We start from the raw sequence: 16,614 nt of genomic DNA on the forward strand, positions 1-16,614 counted from the left end.
GACGCTTTCACGCGGAAAAGTGTGTGAGGCACGGGCCCTGTTTATGCGGGGACCATGCGTGAGTCTCGTCGTGGCGTTGACGAGACGGCTACGTTGACGTACTATGGGATGTGATAGATCCCCGGTCAGGCCTCTAGTCCCGCGAGGGACAATGCACAAATGACCGGGGCCTTTCAGTGTCTAGAAAGCTCATGGTTAAGCGCTGGCTCAGTTACGACGAACAAGTTGAACTGCTTCAAGAACGCGGTTTGACCGTAACTGATACCGCAACAGCAGCTAATTTCCTATCTCGCGTGAACTACTACCGGCTCTCGGGATATTTCCGGTACTGGCAAGTGGACCCTACGGCGGGCGACGATCGTTTCCTCGATGGTTCATCCTTCGAAGTAATTCAGCGTCTCTACGAAGCGGAGCAAGACCTAGTTGCGGTTTGCGACGAAGTCCTCCACCCGATCGAGGTTCTCCTGAGAACCCGGTTCGCCTACTACTACGCACAGAAAGTCGGGTCGATTGGAGCATTCGCTCGGGGTGAGGGATTCACGCAATCGCCTGGTCGTGATGGCGAACGTGTAGAAGAACATGCGTTGTCGAATCTGGACCGGAGCAAGGAGACCTTTGTGTCTCACTACCGTGACGAGATCAAGACGGGTAATGCTTACAGCACGGAAGCGTACGCACGCATGCCCATCTGGGTAGCTGTGGAGGCCTTCTCGTTTGGAAGTCTGTCCAGGCTCATCGAGGCTTCAAGCAAGTCCGGAGTGCTGCAAGACGTGGCGACTTCGATGAACGTCTCTCCAACGACGCTGCCAAGTCAAGTCCGATCATTTGTCTACCTGCGCAACCGCAACGCTCACTGCGCGAAGCTGTGGAACCACTCTGTTCTCGACCGCCCAGGGATCCTTTCTAACATTGCCCGGCGAGCCAAGCGAGACCATCGCCAGTTCAGCGATCACTCGATCTACAAGATCTTCGTAGCGCTTGACCAAGTCGCTACCAAGACTGGCCTTCAACAGGACTGGCTTGCCAACCGCGTCGAGCCAATCCTTGCCACGAACGCGCTTCTCGCAGCAGGTATCGCAACCCCAGCCCGCTACGGAGAAATGCCGCAGCAGCTACTCGTCCCCGGCCACTAGTTCTTAACGGCCCTCAGGTCTTTCAGTAGTAGTCGTCAGCGGACAGGCCCGCCGTCTACACAGTCGGGTGGGCAGGCGGTGATCGCCGCCTGCCCTGGACGGATGGTGTTTCTCAGGCGTGCAGATCGTCGGCGGTCTTGTCGGGTTGGACGCTCCACTCTGGTGGGACGTCGGCTCCGGACTTTTCGTCCTCCTCGGCCTTGGCAGCGGTCTCCTGGACGATGCCCGGGGTGTGGTGGACCGGGGCGTAGATGGCGTAGACCTGCATCGGCTCGTCACCGGTGTTGATGACGTCGTGCCAGGTGCCGGCCGGGACCTGGATGGACCAGCCGTCGCTGACGTCCTGCTGGAAGTCGAGCTGATCCTCAGCCGGTCCCATGACGCAGCGCCCCTTGCCGGAGTCCAGACGCAGGAACTGGTCGGTGTCGGGGTGGGCCTCTAGGCCGATGGACTCTCCCACCGGGATGGACATGAGCGTCACCTGCAGGTACTTACCGGTCCAGGCGGTGGTGCGGTAGTTCGTGTTCTCCTTCGTTGCGGTCTCGATGTCGAAGGCGTTCGGTTTGGGGCCGTTGTCGTTGATCTTCATGGTCAACGCTTCCTTTCCTGGTGAGATTCGTGCTGCGGGTGTGGGCCAGTGACCGGTCGCGCCGATCGGATTGGTATCTGCAAGGCAGCCATTGCCCCACAATCTCGATGGATCCAGCCTATGTGGCCAGTGTGGCCAGACTATCCTGCCCACCCACCTTGACGACATGTTCGACAATTCCAAGGGGTCTAGGCCTCTCTAGAGGAGAGTACGTGCTGTGTCGGCCCACTTCGACATGGAGATCCACGACGACGAGTTCCAGTCCGGCGTTCCCGCGGACAAGCAGCCGACGGTCTCCGACGTCCTGAGCACCTGGCGTGAGAGGTACAAAAGGCCGCCAGGGAGGAGTCTCGGCGCTGTGATCATGGCGAGGGGCTAGGACTTCTTCTTCCGGGTGTCCCGGATCCCCTGGATGAGGATCGCGAGGATCCCGATCACCATGACCCACGCCATTTCCCCGACGGCGCCGTACCACGGTTGGATGAGGGCGATGAGGGCGAGGATGATGAGAGCCCACGCGGCGAGGATGAGCGTCAGGATGAGCAAACGTGCAGCTCGTGTCTGGCCCGGTTTGCCTCCGCCGCGGGGGAACATTCGGTTCTCGCCAACCAGTTCCAGCAGGATCTCGCCGGGGATTCCGATGAGCAGGACTCCGACGAACATCCTCAGCGACCAGCACCAACCGATGAAGATCGCCACGATCGCGAACACCACGGCCATGCAGATCGTAAACGCGACGGTGCCCGCAAGGATCCTCTCAGCGCGGGACGGTTCCTTCTCCTCGATGGTCATGACTTCCTCACACTCGCTCGCCAGCGTCGTCACGCACGTGGCTGACGACCTGCTCTGACAAGGCCAAGTGTCCTCCAGGAAGGCTCACGACCAAACCGAGGGGCTCCAGGCCGGACTGGGGATGCTACGAGACGTGTCCGTATGGAGGGTATGGGGATCAGTTGCACCGAATCCGTCGGCTCCTATCTCGATGAGGGTTCCGGGGCCGACGCCGACTCCGATACGAATGATGAGGTCCACCCAGTCGAGCATGATTCCTTCCAAGATTCGGGCAGGGCGGCACCAGGGGACAGTGAAATGTGTGGCACATACCCGTTGGACAATGAGGGGGGCAGGACACGCGGATGTGCGAGTCCTGGAGCAAAGGCGCTCTGACCAGCCCGAACAGCCTCAGCAGAAGGTGAGGTGGGACGACTCAACGATCAGTGGTGCGGTGGAGGGCCTCTATTCTGACGCCATGCCCACACGTTTCTTGCCGGTTCTGCTCGATTGCGACCCTGGGATTGACGACGCGTTCGCGCTGGCCTACCTGGCGTGCCGCGACGATGTCGAGACCGTCGGGGTGGTGACGACAGCTGGCAATGTCGGTCAGGACGACGTGCTGCGCAATGCCCTGGGGCTGACCGAGCTGCTCGGGATGGATGCCCCGGTGGCGCGTGGGGCGGACGCGCCCCTCCTCGAGCCGGTGATGACCGCCGAGGAGACCCATGGACCCCACGGTTTGGGGCATGCCCAGCTGGGGGACTGCGGACGTCACCCCGATGGGCGCAGCGGTGCGCAACTGTGGGTGGATCTTGCCCGGAAATACCCCGGCGAGCTGGTCGGCATCGTCACCGGGCCGCTGACGAACCTCGCGCTGGCGCTGCGGGAAGAACCGGACTTGCCGCAGTTGTTGCGGGGGCTGCACGTCATGGGTGGAGCGATCAACCACCGTGGCAACACCGGCCCGACGAGCGAGTGGAACATCGCGGTGGACCCGGAGGCCGGCCATGAGGTGTTCGAGGCATGGGGGAAGGCGTCCAAACGGGTCGTGCTTGGGGCGTTGCAGGCCACTGAGGTCATCAGGCTGGACGAGAGGGATCGTCGGGCTGTGAAGGAGCTAGGGGAACATCCGGTTGTGAAAGTCTTGGCCGACGCGCTGAGGTTCTACTTCGAGTTCCACGAGGCTGACGGGTTGGGATGGTGTGCGTACTTGCACGACCCGCTCGTCGTCGCCAACGCGGTGACCGGGAGATTTGCGACGACGCGGCCACTGGCCGTCGACGTCGAGCTGACCGGGACGCTCACCCGTGGCCAGACCGTCGGTGACGAGATGGGGCGGTGGGGCAAGGAGCCCAACGTCGATCTGCTGTGTGACGTCGACGCCGAACGGTTTATTGAGCACCTCATCTCGACGTTGCGGGAGGGGCTAGGCGCCGGGCGCTGAGATCAGGCGGCGTTTGGAACGAGCGGTCGACGAGCCTCTGGTAAGAGCAGGGGATGCCTCATTGAACTACTATGCAATGCAAGGTACATTGTTAGTCAAGCTACTTGGTTGAGGAGGAAAACCGTGGCGGAACGACAACTGCGCAAGGGTGCGCTCGAACTCGTCGTCCTCGGGTTGCTGGCGAGCAAACCGTCCTACGGAGGGGAACTCGTGGACAGGCTCGAGAAGGAGACGGATCTGGGCGTGTCTCAGGGGACGCTGTACCCGTTGCTCAACCGACTGCGTCGCGGTGATCTGGTTTCGACCGAGTGGCAGGAGTCGCCGTCAGGGCCTCCGCGCAAGATCTATCGCCTGACTGCCACCGGTCGAGGCTACCTGACAGAGCTCATCGATGAGTGGTCGCGCATCGCAGCCGCCGTCGACCGTGCCACCAACGATAACCACAACACTTCTGGCAAGGAGAGATCATGAACCTCTGGACTCGAGACGATGATGGCGTGCGTCGCCTGTTCGGCATCCCCATCGGTGCGCCGTGGGGGAGCGGCTCCCGCATTGCGCTGCGCGGTTTCGAACCTGAGAACCCGCACCTGCTAGTGCCTCGCGCTGTGGGCATCGGATGGGATCTCAATCTGGGCGCCGTCGCCGTGCGCCTGGGGCTCATCCGCCCCGACGACTCCCTGCCCGACCTCAACGAATACGTTCCCGAGACGCTGCGTCGCGGCCTGGTTGCAGCGCCGTGGATCGGGGCCGGCGTCGCCAGCAGCATGACACTCGGATTCGTCAAGGCTGACCGGGTGGCGACGTCGTGGTCCCTCGGTGGTAAACCCAACCGATACACGGATGGTGTGATCGCAACCCTGATCACTGCCGGAGTCACCACGGCGGCAGCCCTCTACCCGCGCTGGGTCGGGAAGGAGGATGGAGCTGACATCGCGGCGACGGCCCAGGCCATGGGGATCCAGACCGTTATCATCATGGCCAATCTGGTTGCCCGCAAGGAGATTCGTCGTCCCGGGAGCCGTCAGCCCCTCGCGGTTGTCGGAGCAATGCTGGCGCCGGTTGTCATGGGTGGAGTGCTGGTCGGAACGGTCAAGGTCGCGCTGGACGGGGTCGCACAGTCACTCACACAAGGCGGGAAGGCGCGTTAGTTCGGGGTGTGAATGCGTCACATAGGATTCCACCGTGAAGTACCTCCGATCCGCGGATGCGATCTCAGCAGTCCTGCTCACCGCAGTCGCGGTGGCGAGGTCCTTCAACTAGTTCATCCCGGTGGTCAACAACACCATGGTCGCCATCCTCGCCGTGGAGGTCATCACCGAGCGCTCGCATGCCTGGTCACACAAGAGAGTGGCGCATCGAGGGGCAACGCACTCGATAATCGTCAGCGGAAGGTGCGTGTCGCTGCCACATCAGCGTCCAGCAGTTCACTGATGGCACGTCGATTCACGCGGAGAAGGTAACAGTCGTGGAGCGTCCGGGATCGTGAGACCATCACCGGAAAAAGGGCATGAAGAGAGCGGGCGGCGGGAATCGAACCCGCGTGTCCAGCTTGGGAAGCTGGGCCGCACTGGGATCCAGGCGTGCGCGGTCGCCTGATGATGCGACGACGTACCCGTTGGTGACCGACGTCGACCGATGGATTGGGTACGGACGCCTGGCGAGTGTTCGATTAATCGGGGTGGCTCGACGGTCGCGTGGGGTGACTTTGGCGGGGGAGTGTTGAGCGGGTCTCGGACGGCGGGTCTGGAGCACGTTCTTCGTTCCTTGCGTGCCGGGTGAGGTGCGACGGGGTGCAAGGCAGGAGCGAAGCGGATGCCGCGCGGGGCCCTGCGCAGTTCGTCGAGCTCGGCGGCGTCAGCCGCCGCTTGAAAAGCCAGTAGGGGAAGGTTCTCACGGACCCGCTAGTTTCGTTGGAAGGATTGGTGCCCGGGCGCTTCCGGTGATTCAAACACCAATCGGCCGGGAGGCAGGGTGGGGCTTGACGCGAGTCTCGGGTTTTGATCCTTTCGCCTGATTTGCGTTCCCCGATGCGGGGCCGGTGTGGTGGGCTAGGGATATGTCGACACTCGAAGAGATGTTTCCTCCCTTCGGCCTGCGGATCTCATGCAGGACCCTCCGTCTCGCGGTCCTTCGTGACGAGGACCTTCCCGAGCTGGTGGAACTTGTGCGAGGGGGAATCCAAGTGCCCGACTTGCTGATGCCCTTCCTGCGGGATTGGCATCAGCAGCCCTACCAGCCAGGGGATCCCTATGCGTTCCCTGCTACCTCATTGTCGTGGTGGTGGTCGCAGCGTTCGACGTTCGCTCCCGAAGAGTGGCGTTTTGCCCTGACAGTCCGTCACAAGGGGGAGCTGGTGGGAATGCAAGACGTACACGGTCGACACTTTCCTCAGGCTCGTCACGTTCTCACCGGTTCATGGTTGGGGCGGTACCACCAGGGCCAGGGGATCGGTACACTGATGCGACAGATGGTGGTGGGCTTTGCGTTCGATGAATTGGGTGCGCTCGAGTGCGAGTCTGGCTATGTCGAGGGCAACGCAGCATCGGCGGCCGTCAGCCGCAAGGTGGGCTACGTCGACAATGGTCATCGTCGGATCGTGCAGAACGTTCAGGATGGCGCTCAAGGAGTCACTGAACGGCGAGTACTGGTGACGCCGGAGACATTTCGCCGCCCCGGCGACCCTGTCACAGTTGAGGGGGCGAGGCGCTCAGAAGGTTCTTATGTGTGCAGATCTGAAGCTGTGAAAATTCAAGCGGATGGTCTGAGCTCTGTGCTTAGCCAAGGATCTGGATCGCACAGCGATTTGCAGGTTGTGCGCTGGAGTCTGTGTGGGGGTGTAGCCGTAGTGGATCGTCGGCAGGCCAGGGATGCGGCGGTCGGGCCAAGCCGTGCTGGGGATCTTGGTCGTTGTTCGGTCCGTGACCAAACCATGGGGCACACAGCGGGACACCTCCCCGGATGACCGCGTCGGACTCGTCGGCGTGCTCGGGGTCGAACCAGATGACGGGCTTGCCGTCGGCCTGCCACGCCAGCACCTGGCAGCCGTGCTCTGCGACCTGCCATGCGCCGTCATGAGCGGTGTGAAGGGTTCCGGGGAGGTTGGTCATGCCCCCATGATCGTGGTCATCGTTCCCACACTGCGCGAAGCGCGTCGATCCGCTCACAACGGATGGTGTTTCGTGCAGCCTCGACGACGACAGGTTTGGCGCAGAAGGCGATGGCCAGCCCGGCGGCGGCAAACATGTCGAGGTCGTTGGCGCCGTCTCCCACCGCGATCGTTCGCTCAAGATCTACCTCACGCTCCTCAGCCCAACGACGCAGCCAGGTGGCCTTGGCTGCCCGATCGACGATGTTCCCGACAACCCGGCCAGTGAGGTGGTCGTCGACGATCTCGAGCTCGTTGGAGACTGAGAAATCGGCGCCGATCTCCGCAGCAAGCGGATCGACCAGGGCCGTGAACCCTCCTGACACCAACCCGACGGCTGCACCGACCTCGTGCGCCGCGGCCACCAGTTCCGTCGCACCCGGGGCGACGACGGTCGCCTTGCGAGCCTCCTCGAGGGCCCCGACGTGCAGACCCTCCAGGCACTTGACGCGCTCGTGAAGGGACTCGGCAAAGTCGAGCGTTCCGGCCATCGCCCGGGCCGTCACCTCACTGACCTCCTCAGCCTTCCCTGCGCACTCGGCGAGTAGGTCGATGGCCTCGGTGCGCGTGACTGTCGAGTCGACGTCACAGACAATGAGACCGGGCGGCTCGACAGCCAGGGCGCCATGGGGATGCAGGACGCCGGCGCCGGCCTGGGCGGCGAGTTCGCGTACCTGTGTCATGTTGCCCTCGAAGGACATGGCGTACTCGAAGATGTGAGCGGCCCAGTCACTGGTGTGGATGCCGCGCATGCAGGCGGAGCCGGGCCAAAGAAGGGTGCCGGGGAGCGGAGGCTGGAGCGATCGTCACTGACGAGGATGACGCGAGAACTCATCATGGCACCACGGTAGGTGGGTTTCGGCCCGTCGGGTGGGGGTTCCACTCCACGGCGACCGATCCGGCGCCGGTGCCCAGATCCCACAGCGTCTGCCCGGGCATGGGGCGCAGGGCGGCCAGAGCCACCGCTCGCACCGGATGCTTCGTGATGAGCCCGTCATGGGCAAAGTGTTCCTCGTCAAGGCCGGGGGTGCGGCCAAGTTTTGCGGTGTCAGGGTCAATGGTCACGGCTCAAGGGTATGCCGGGTGAGCGAAAACACCTTCGGTGTGTCAGAATCGCGGTACCGGCCAGGAGGAATCCGGTGTGAGTCCGGAGCGGTCCCGCCACTGTGAGCCCCGTCGGGCGTGCCTCGACCACCGAGGTGCCTTGATGCGCAAGCCAGGTCGTCCGGGTCGGTGCTGAGTCAGATCGACGCTGCCATGATGCGGGCGAGGACCCGCGAGGAGGTTTCCATGCCAGCAGGCCAGAGCCCCATCACTCAGGACCCGAATGTCGTCCAGGATGGCCGCACCACCAGACAACGGCGTCTGAGACCGGTCGTCATGGTCAACACGGGTGAGGGCAAGGGCAAGACCACTGCCGCCATGGGAACCGCGCTGCGCGCGTGGAATCACGGCTGGGACGTCGGGGTGTTCCAATTCGTCAAGTCCGGTCGTTGGCACGTCGGCGAGCAGGATGCCCTGCAGGCCCTGGGAAGTCTGCACGAGAGCACGGGTGCCGGTGGACGCGTCACCTGGGAGACGATGGGCACCGGATGGTCGTGGACCCGCGCCTTCGATGCCGCCGAGGACCCCGCTCGGGCCGCCCAGGAGGGGTGGCGGTACGTCAAGGAGCTGCTCGACGACGAGGCGTTCGACTTCTACCTCCTTGACGAGTTCACCTATCCGCTCGACTGGGGTTGGATCGACGTCTCCGAGGTCGTCGAGGTGCTCACGCACCGTCCCGGGTCGCAGCAGGTCGTCATTACCGGGAGGCGTGCTCCCCGCGCGCTCGTGGAGATGGCCGACATCGTCACCGAGATGACGAAGATCAAGCATCCCTTCGATCTCGGCCAGCGTGGCCAGGCAGGAATTGAGTGGTGATGAGGATTCCACGAGTGCTGTTGGCTGCTCCGGCGTCCGGAGGAGGCAAGACGACGGTGACGACCGGGCTCCTGGCGGCCCTGCGCGCCGCCGGCCACACGGTGGCTCCCTTCAAGGTGGGCCCCGACTACATCGATCCGGGCTATCACACCCTGGCGGCCGGACGTCCGGGGCGAAACCTCGACGCGGTGATGTGTGGGGAGCACCGCATTGCCCCGCTGCTCGCGCATGGATTCTGCACCCCCGAGCCGGCCGATGTCGCCCTCATCGAGGGCGTCATGGGGTTGTTCGACGGTCGTCTGGGAGACGGCGTCGGGTCCAGCGCCCACATTGCGGCCCTCACCAAATCTCCGGTGGTGCTCGTCATCGACACGGCGCATGCTTCCCTCACCCATGCCGCCGTGGCGGCCGGACTGGCACATTTCGATCCCCAGGTGCGCATAGCCGGGGTGATCCTCAATCGGGTTGCCTCGCCGCGACATGCCGCCGAGATTCGACGTGGTCTGGATCTGGCGGGACTGCCCGTGCTCGGTGAGATTCCTCGCAATCCCGACATCTTCGTGCCCTCACGCCACCTGGGGCTGGTACCGGCTGCCGAGCGTGAGGAGTCGGCCCGTCAGGTGGAACAGTTGGCGCAGTTCATCGGCGACCACGTCGACCTGACGGCCCTGCTGCACATTGCCGACGCCGCCCCGCAGCTGGACGCCCAGCCTTGGGACCCAGCAGCGGCGTTGGCGGGTACCGGCATCGAGATTCCCGGGGTGTCACCCGACCGAACGTCGGCCGATCGGACGCTGGCCTCGAGCGCCTCCCGGCAGCCGACCCCTCACCAACCAGGGCAGGCTCGACCCACCGGAGGGGCCGGCCGGCCCGTGGTGGCCATGGCCGGGGGACGCGCCTTCACCTTCCGATACCCCGAGACCGCAGAACTGCTCGAGGCCAGTGGGTTCGAGGTTGTTGACGTCGATCCGCTCACTGCACCTGCCCTGCCGCAGGACTGCTGTGGGCTGTACCTGGGGGGAGGGTTCCCCGAGGTGCACGCCACCGAGCTGTCGGCCAATACGAGCCTGCATGACGACATTCGCCGTCGTGCCGCCGAGGGGATGCCGATCATCGCCGAATGTGCTGGGCTGCTGTACCTGTGCCGGCACCTCGACGGACACGACATGGCGTCCGTGCTGCCCCTGGATGGGGCCATGAACCAGCGTCTCACGATGGGTTACCGCACGGCCACCGCCCCGACCGACACCCTGGTGGCGCGGGCTGGCGACCAGGTGGTCGGCCACGAGTTCCACCGCACGCAGGTCGTCGTGGATACTGAGCTGCAGCGAGACACCGATCCGACACGGACCAGTGATGACGCCCCCCGGGACTCCTCGCAACATTCCACCGGGCCGCACCCCGACCCACGTCCCGTGGCGGGCCGATCGTCGTCCACGACTGACCATGCTCAGACACTGCCTGCAGCGTGGACCTTCCCGGGACGAGACGGCGTCGTGTCGGACGGCGTGGCGTGCGGCAGTGTCCACGCCTCCTACCTGCACCTGCACTGGGCGGGGACCCCGCAGGTTGCGGCCCGATTCGCGAAGGCTGTCTGGCAGTACGCGCAGCGTCCCCAGGGTGCGGGGGAGTCCATCGCCGTGGACCATTCGCCCGCTGACACAGGAACTGCTCGCCCCGACGCCACGACTCGGCCCGATGGGCATGCACACCGTTGCGGGGAGGTTCTCCCCGCTGGCGACGTCGACACCGTGAGTACGGACCGGCCGACCGGGGCGGCAGCCCCCGAGCTGGTGCAGCCCGGCGAGGCCACCTCGGCGAGTCGGGACGAGTCGGTTCCCGCAGCGCCAACAGCCGCCAGCCCAGCAGTGCAGGAATCTGCACCGCCACCTCCGCCCGCCGTTGAGCCCGACCTGCGCCACCACGGCGACCAGGACGTGCGCCAGGGACTCATCGACCTGGCCGTCAACGTGCGTGTGCAGCAGACCCCGGCCTGGCTCATCAACGCCATCGTCAGCACCGGGAACTGGGCCCACTACCCAGACCCCAGCGCCGCCCGCAATGCCCTGGCCGCCATGCACCAGGTGCCCCGGCAGATGGTGCTGCCCACCAGCGGTGGGGCGGAGGGATTCACCCTCATCGCCCATGCCCTGCGCCCCGAGCGCCCGCTCGTCGTCCACCCCCAGTTCACCGAACCGGAGTCTGCCCTCATCCAGGCGGGGTTCCAGGTGGCCCGGCTCATCCTGGACCGGGCCAGCGGGTTCCAGATGACTGCCGAGGCCGTCCCCGACGATGCCGACCTCGTCGTCATCGGCAACCCGACCAACCCCACCGGACGACTGCACCCGCGTGAGGTTATTGCACAACTACGTCGTCCCGGGCGTATTCTCGTCGTCGACGAGGCCTTCATGGACGCCACCGACGAGGCGGAGTCCATGATCGGCCCGCACATGGATGACGTCCTCGTGCTGCGCTCACTCACCAAGACCTATGGGTTGGCCGGTGTCCGCGCTGGATATGTCGTCGGTGATCCGGCGCTCATCGAACGCCTGGCCGCCCAGCAGCCGCCGTGGTCGGTGTCCACCCCGGCGGCAGCGGCGATGGTTGCCGTCACCGGAGACCTGGGACGAGCCCACCGTCTGGATCTGGCCCGTACCGTGCCCGGCCAGCGCGACGACCTGGTGCGGCGTCTCACCGACATCGGCCTGCCACCGATCGACTCGGGAGCGCCCTTCGTGCTGCTGGACACCTCATCCATCTCACCGCAGTCGATCCGGCCAGCCCTGGAGAGCCAGGGAATTGCCGTGCGACGGGGGGAGACATTCCCCGGTCTGGGGCCCACCTGGATTCGACTGGCAGTACGCGACTGTCGCATCCACACCCGTCTTGCCGAGGCTCTTGGCGCCATTCAGGCCAGCCCGAGTGATTTCGACCTGCCCGCCGCCCCCGACCAGCACACATCCTGAGGAGAGGAACCATGAAACACAGCGCAGATCTCATTCCCGGCACCGTCACCCTGGTGGGAGGCGGCCCCGGCGACCCCGGACTCGTCACCGTCGCCGGGTTGCAGGCAGTGCAACAGGCCGACGTCATCCTCTACGACCGTCTCGCGCCCCAGGACATCATGGACGAGAACCCGGATGCCGAGAAGATCCCGGTGGGCAAGGTGCCGCGCGGAAAGTACGTGCCCCAGGAGGAGACCAACCTGCTGCTCGTCGAGCACGCCCAGCAGGGCAAGAAGGTCGTGCGGCTCAAGGGTGGCGACTCCTTCGTCTTCGGACGCGGCGGTGAGGAGTGGCAGGCCTGCGCGGCAGCTGGCGTCCCGGTGCGGATCATCCCCGGCGTCACCTCGTGCGTGGCCGGCCCGGAGCTGGCCGGGGTGCCGCTCACCCACCGTCACATGGTGCAGGGATTCACCGTCGTCTCAGGCCACGTCGCCCCCGGTGACACCCGTTCCGAACTCGACTGGGCACAGATCGCCAAGACGGGCACCACGCTCGTCATCCTCATGGGGGTGGCCAACATCGGCCGCATCTCCGAGAAGCTGCAGGTCGGTGGGCTTGCCGCGCACACCCCGGTGGCCGTCATCGGTGACGCCTCCCTGCCCACCCAGCAGGTGCTCACCTCGACCCTGGGAGAGGTGGCCGACGACATGGAGCAGGCCGGGATCAAGCCGCCGGCCATCACCGTCGTGGGTGACGTCGCCGGGCTCGACCTCGAGCACACCAGCGTCCACGAGCCCTCCGACCACTGACGTCCATCCGTCTACCGGCTTCCCTTCTGACCGCTGATTCGGGGGCGCCGACTGCCGGCCCTGCTCCGACGCGTCTCATCCTGCCCAGCTGATCCCAGTGCCCAGTTCTCGTTGCCCGCCCGCCAGACGTGCGCGTATCCAGGCCTCGGCGTCCCCGACCCTGCTCACCTCGTCGTCCCAGGCGGGTTGGGCACCCCGCGAGATCATGACGACCCGGATCCCCGACTCGGCTGCGACGACGAGTTTGGCATCGGGCTTCACCCCGCCGGAGTCCTTGGAGACCAGCACCGACGCCCCGGCCAGTGCGGCACGTTCGTGATCGACGCTGAACGGCCCGCGCTCCCGGCGCACCACCCAGCCGTCCGGCAGCTCCTCGGCGGGGGAGTCGACACAGCGCAGCAGCAGATCGCGCTCACCCAGGCTCAGGTAGTGGGCGGTGGGCTGACGTCCCACGGTGAGCACCACCCGTCCCGGGATCCCTGAGACGACGCGGGCCGCCTCGTCGTGATCGGCCACCCAGGTCCACGACGCCGCCTCGGGCAGGTCACGCCAACTGGGCCGTCCCAACCGCAGCAGGGGGACGTCCTCGGCCTGGCAGGCCTGGAAGGCGTGCCAGTGCATCGTCGTGGCGAAGGCGTGGGTGGCATCAACCACCGATCCGACGTTCTCGGTGCGCAGGAAGGTGCGCAGCCCGTCCACCCCGCCGAAACCGCCGACCCGCACCTTGCCGGGGAGCCGGGACGGTGCCGTGGTGCGTCCGGCGATGGAGGTGACGACGTCCACCTGCTGCTCGACGAGCCGGGCGGACAGTTTCCCGGCCAGACCGGTGCCCCCCAGAACCAGGACGTCCATGCCGCACACCTTCCATCCATTCACGACTGGCCTTGGCTCGATTGGCCCCAGCACAATTTGGCCCGGCTCGATTGGCACCGAGCAGCACTGCCGAGGCCAGACGTCGGCCTGGGGCGTCATGTGCCCCAGGCTTTCACGCGGCCAAGGCTCCCATGCGTTCAGAGACCTCATGTGCAAGGATAGATCCCGCGGCGCGGTGGAACACCGGTGTGAGTCCGGGACGGTCCCGCCACTGTGACGCTGGGGACAGCGAAGTCAGACCACAACCGCCCGCTCATCCCCAGTCCGGGGATGGTTGCCGGACGTCACCTGACGGTTCCAGCTGCGCGGACACAGCTGCGGGAACGGGGTACGTTCTTGACCCCGGGAGAGAACTCCATGTCTGTCAGGTTGCCAGCCTCCTTGCCGCCCCAGAGCCTGCTCGCTCGTACCGCCAGGGCCATCACCCCGGTGGATCCGAGGATCCGGCACGAGGCCCACGAGCGTCAGCAGATACTCACCAAGCCGGAGGGGTCCCTCGGGTTGTTGGAGTCCCTCTCCGAGCAGTTGTGTGCGATTTACGGGCAGGTTCCCGGGCCGATCCCCAGCCATCCCGTCGTCGGCCTGTTCGCCGGTGATCACGGTGTGTGTGCCCAGGGCGTCTCGCCCGACCCCCAGGAGATCACCTACCAGCAGGCCATCAACATGGCTGCCGGGGGAGCCGGTGTGGGGGTGCTCACCCGTCAGATGGGTGGCAAGGTCATCGTCATCGACGTCGGCATACTCAAGGACCTTCCCGCAGGAACCGGAGTCGTGGATCGCAAGATCCAGCACGGCACCAACGACATCTCCCTCGGCCCAGCCATGAGCCTCGATGATGCCGTCACTGCCTTCGAGGTGGGCATCCAGACCGGCCTGGACGCCATCGACGACGGAGCCGACATCCTCGTCGCCGGTGAGATGGGCATCGGCAACACCACCCCGGCGGCCGCCCTCATCGCCCTGTTCACCGGAAAGTCTGCCAAGGAGGTCACCGGTCACGGGGCCGGGGCCGACGAACGCCGTCGCGCCCACAAGATCGCCGTCGTCGACAAGGCTCTCGCCGTCAACGAACCCGATGCCGAGGATCCCGTGACGGCCATGGCCCTGGTCGGCGGGTTCGAGCTCGCCGCCATGGCCGGCCTCATGCTCGCCGGTGCCAGCAGGCACGTCCCCGTCATCATCGACGGTGTCCTGGCCTGCTCGGCGGCCCTCACCGCCACCGCCATCGCCCCAGCCACCCTGGACCATCTCGTCGCCGGGCATGCCGGGGCCGAGCCGGGTATCGTCGCCGCCACCGAGAAACTTGGTCTGCCCGCCCTGCTGGATCTCGGTATGCGGCTGGGGGAGGGTTCCGGGGCCATCCTTGCCTTCCCCATCGTGCAGGCCGCAGCGCACATCATGGCAGAGATGACCACCTTCGACGAGGTCGGGGTGACCGACGTCAAGGTGACCGGCGAGACCGACTTCCCCGGCTCGGCGGAGGCTGAAACCAGTGAGGACGCCGTCCGATGAGTGTGCACACCCCGACACCAGTGGATTCCCGTCCCAGCCGCGCCATCGTGCTCGGTGGGGCACGCTCGGGCAAGTCGACCTTCGCCGAGTCGCAGCTGGCCCAGTGCGAGGTCGTCACCTATGTGGCCACCAGCGCACGCAACCCCGACGACCCGGAGTGGACCGAACGCATCCGGCTGCACCAGCAACGCCGCCCCGAGTCGTGGCGCACCGCGGAGACTCTCGACGTCGCCGCCGTGCTGCTCGACGACGATCCGAGCCCGGTGCTCGTGGACTGCCTGGGGGTGTGGATCACCCGCATCCTCGACGAGGTCGGCGCCTGGAACGACGAGCCGGGCTGGCGCGATGGGCTGAGGACCCGCGTCGACGAGCTCGTCGACGCCATCCGACGTACCCACCGACGAGTGATCCTCGTCTCCAACGAGGTGGGGATGGGCGTGGTACCCGACACCGCTGCCGGACGCCTCTTTCGTGACGAGCTCGGACGTCTCAATGCCGCCGTCGCCGGTGCCTGCGACGAGGTGTGGATGTGCGTGGCGGGCATCCCGCGCAGGTGGGCATGATGGAAACGCCAACAGATTCCCAGGACGGTGCCCCCCGGACCACCTCAGCCCGCGGCCCACTGGGGGGTCTGGCCGCCGCCACCTCACTGTTCACCATCCTGCCTGCCCCCATGATCGCCGACGTGGACCGTCGAGTGGCCATCCGTGCCATCCGCGCCTTCCCCTGGCTGGGACTGTGTCTGGGCGTGGTCGGTGGACTCATCGCCGGGGGAGTACTGGCGATGGGAGCCGGATCGTGGCTCGCCGCGATCCTGGCGCTGGTGTGGCTCACCGGTGCCACCGGAGGTTTCCATCTGGACGGCGTCGCCGACACCGCCGACGGACTCGGCTCGCGACGTGACCCAGCCCGGGCCCTGGAGATCATGAAACAGTCCGACATCGGGCCGATGGGTGTCATCGCCCTGGTGCTCACCCTGCTCGTCGACCTCGGCGCGCTCAGCTCGCTCACCGGTACTGCCGGGGCACTGGGTGCAGGATCGTGGTGGCGAGTCGGGCTGCTCGTGATGCTGGGGCCGTCAGTGGCCCGTGCCGCGATCATCGTGGCGACGATGCCGTCCATCCCGTGCGCCCGACCCGGCGGGTTCGGTTCCCTGGTGGCTGGGGTGAGCACCCCGCGCACCGTGGCCGTCAACTTCGCTGCGCTGGAGCTGGTGTGGGCCGCCTTGGGCTGGGCGGTCGGTGGCTGGCAGTGGGCCGTGACCGTGGCGGTGGCCACGCTGGTGGCGCTGGGCATGGCATGGCTGTGGATCAGACACCTCGTCAAGCGGTTCGGCGGGCTCACCGGCGACTGCTACGGCTCGATCAACGAACTCACCCAGACCGTCACCTGGACCCTGCTGGCCCTGGCGTTGGCCGTGGTGGCATGAGAACGTGGCCGAGGATGCGGCATGAGAACGTGGCAGTGCGC

Annotated in this window: 14 protein-coding genes, 4 pseudogenes and 1 riboswitch; of the genes and pseudogenes, 11 read left to right on the top strand and 7 right to left on the bottom strand. The window is 65.9% G+C overall.

The genetic code is table 11. The annotated features are described in order from the left end of the window. The first annotated feature begins 191 nt into the window (after positions 1 to 191). The gene (locus ACP8JZ_RS01805; protein WP_484482602.1) at positions 192 to 1,133 is read left to right on the top strand and encodes an Abi family protein; all 942 of its coding nucleotides are present in this window, start codon (positions 192 to 194) and stop codon (positions 1,131 to 1,133) included. Positions 1,134 to 1,245: 112 nt separating this feature from the next. Here ACP8JZ_RS01805 and ACP8JZ_RS01810 read toward each other — a convergent pair whose 3' ends face one another. Continuing rightward, a complete protein-coding gene (locus tag ACP8JZ_RS01810; RefSeq protein WP_202711837.1) occupies positions 1,246 to 1,722 on the bottom strand; it encodes a cupin domain-containing protein in 477 nt (158 codons plus the stop codon). 235 nt (positions 1,723 to 1,957) lie between these two features. Between ACP8JZ_RS01810 and ACP8JZ_RS01815 the strand changes: the two genes are divergently transcribed. Continuing rightward, on the top strand, positions 1,958 to 2,101 hold the full coding sequence (locus ACP8JZ_RS01815) for a hypothetical protein (RefSeq protein ID WP_002519491.1): 144 nt from the start codon (positions 1,958 to 1,960) through the stop codon (positions 2,099 to 2,101). On the opposite strand, the gene ACP8JZ_RS01820 is transcribed toward ACP8JZ_RS01815, so the two are convergent. Together ACP8JZ_RS01820 and ACP8JZ_RS01825 are read right to left on the bottom strand one after the other, a co-directional pair. Beyond that, entirely contained in the window at positions 2,098 to 2,547 is a 450-nt protein-coding gene (locus ACP8JZ_RS01820) for a hypothetical protein (protein ID WP_484482603.1), read from the bottom strand. The genes ACP8JZ_RS01815 and ACP8JZ_RS01820 overlap by 4 nt on opposite strands. 51 nt (positions 2,548 to 2,598) lie before the next feature. After that, positions 2,599 to 2,766: a hypothetical protein gene (locus ACP8JZ_RS01825; RefSeq protein WP_002550443.1), complete on the bottom strand. Its 168-nt coding sequence runs from the start codon at positions 2,764 to 2,766 to the stop codon at positions 2,599 to 2,601. Between the two features lie 94 nt (positions 2,767 to 2,860). On the opposite strand from ACP8JZ_RS01825, the gene ACP8JZ_RS01830 reads away from it, so the two are divergent. From ACP8JZ_RS01830 to ACP8JZ_RS01845, 4 genes are all read left to right on the top strand, one after another. After that, the gene (locus ACP8JZ_RS01830) at positions 2,861 to 3,940 is read left to right on the top strand and encodes a nucleoside hydrolase (RefSeq protein ID WP_462575034.1); all 1,080 of its coding nucleotides are present in this window, start codon (positions 2,861 to 2,863) and stop codon (positions 3,938 to 3,940) included. 123 nt (positions 3,941 to 4,063) lie between these two features. Next, a complete protein-coding gene (locus ACP8JZ_RS01835) occupies positions 4,064 to 4,411 on the top strand; it encodes a PadR family transcriptional regulator (RefSeq protein WP_016666247.1) in 348 nt (115 codons plus the stop codon). Continuing rightward, entirely contained in the window at positions 4,408 to 5,088 is a 681-nt protein-coding gene (locus tag ACP8JZ_RS01840) for a DUF5808 domain-containing protein (RefSeq protein WP_484482604.1), read from the top strand. The genes ACP8JZ_RS01835 and ACP8JZ_RS01840 overlap by 4 nt, the downstream gene beginning before the upstream one ends. Positions 5,089 to 6,014: 926 nt before the next feature. Continuing rightward, positions 6,015 to 6,902: a GNAT family N-acetyltransferase gene (locus ACP8JZ_RS01845; protein WP_484482781.1), complete on the top strand. Its 888-nt coding sequence runs from the start codon at positions 6,015 to 6,017 to the stop codon at positions 6,900 to 6,902. Here ACP8JZ_RS01845 and ACP8JZ_RS01850 read toward each other — a convergent pair. The 3 pseudogenes from ACP8JZ_RS01850 to ACP8JZ_RS01860 all read right to left on the bottom strand — a co-directional run. Then, positions 6,817 to 7,047: pseudogene (locus tag ACP8JZ_RS01850) on the bottom strand (aldose epimerase family protein); the annotation flags it as partial. The gene ACP8JZ_RS01845 and the pseudogene ACP8JZ_RS01850 overlap by 86 nt on opposite strands. A gap of 16 nt (positions 7,048 to 7,063) precedes the next feature. Further along, a pseudogene (gene serB, locus ACP8JZ_RS01855) lies at positions 7,064 to 7,920 on the bottom strand (phosphoserine phosphatase SerB). Between the two features lie 44 nt (positions 7,921 to 7,964). Continuing rightward, positions 7,965 to 8,150 (bottom strand): annotated as a pseudogene (locus ACP8JZ_RS01860) (precorrin-6Y C5,15-methyltransferase (decarboxylating) subunit CbiT); the annotation flags it as partial. Between the two features lie 70 nt (positions 8,151 to 8,220). Next, a riboswitch (cobalamin riboswitch) is annotated at positions 8,221 to 8,306 on the top strand. A 69-nt stretch (positions 8,307 to 8,375) separates the two neighbouring features. Between ACP8JZ_RS01860 and cobO the strand changes: the two are divergent. Genes cobO through cobA form a run of 3 tightly spaced genes read left to right on the top strand, consistent with a single transcriptional unit; the run spans position 8,376 to position 12,759 of the window. Further along, a complete protein-coding gene (cobO, locus tag ACP8JZ_RS01865; RefSeq protein ID WP_484482605.1) occupies positions 8,376 to 9,005 on the top strand; it encodes a cob(I)yrinic acid a,c-diamide adenosyltransferase in 630 nt (209 codons plus the stop codon). After that, positions 9,005 to 11,971, top strand: coding sequence for a cobyrinic acid a,c-diamide synthase CobB (locus tag ACP8JZ_RS01870; protein ID WP_484482606.1), 2,967 nt, complete (start codon positions 9,005 to 9,007; stop codon positions 11,969 to 11,971). The genes cobO and ACP8JZ_RS01870 overlap by 1 nt, the downstream gene beginning before the upstream one ends. Before the next feature lie 11 nt (positions 11,972 to 11,982). Next, positions 11,983 to 12,759 (top strand): uroporphyrinogen-III C-methyltransferase, encoded by a 777-nt coding sequence (gene cobA / locus ACP8JZ_RS01875; protein ID WP_484482607.1) that lies wholly within the window; start codon positions 11,983 to 11,985, stop codon positions 12,757 to 12,759. Between the two features lie 75 nt (positions 12,760 to 12,834). Here cobA and ACP8JZ_RS01880 read toward each other — a convergent pair whose 3' ends face one another. Next, on the bottom strand, positions 12,835 to 13,611 hold the full coding sequence (locus ACP8JZ_RS01880) for a cobalt-precorrin-6A reductase (protein ID WP_484482608.1): 777 nt from the start codon (positions 13,609 to 13,611) through the stop codon (positions 12,835 to 12,837). A 378-nt stretch (positions 13,612 to 13,989) separates the two neighbouring features. Between ACP8JZ_RS01880 and cobT the strand changes: the two are divergent. Both cobT and ACP8JZ_RS01890 read left to right on the top strand, forming a co-directional pair. Continuing rightward, a pseudogene (gene cobT, locus ACP8JZ_RS01885) lies at positions 13,990 to 15,707 on the top strand (nicotinate-nucleotide--dimethylbenzimidazole phosphoribosyltransferase). Then, on the top strand, positions 15,707 to 16,573 hold the full coding sequence (locus ACP8JZ_RS01890; protein ID WP_051167342.1) for an adenosylcobinamide-GDP ribazoletransferase: 867 nt from the start codon (positions 15,707 to 15,709) through the stop codon (positions 16,571 to 16,573). The pseudogene cobT and the gene ACP8JZ_RS01890 overlap by 1 nt, the downstream one beginning before the upstream one ends. Positions 16,574 to 16,614 lie beyond the last annotated feature (41 nt).

It is taken from the genome of Cutibacterium sp. LaCa_286, assembly GCF_057198075.1.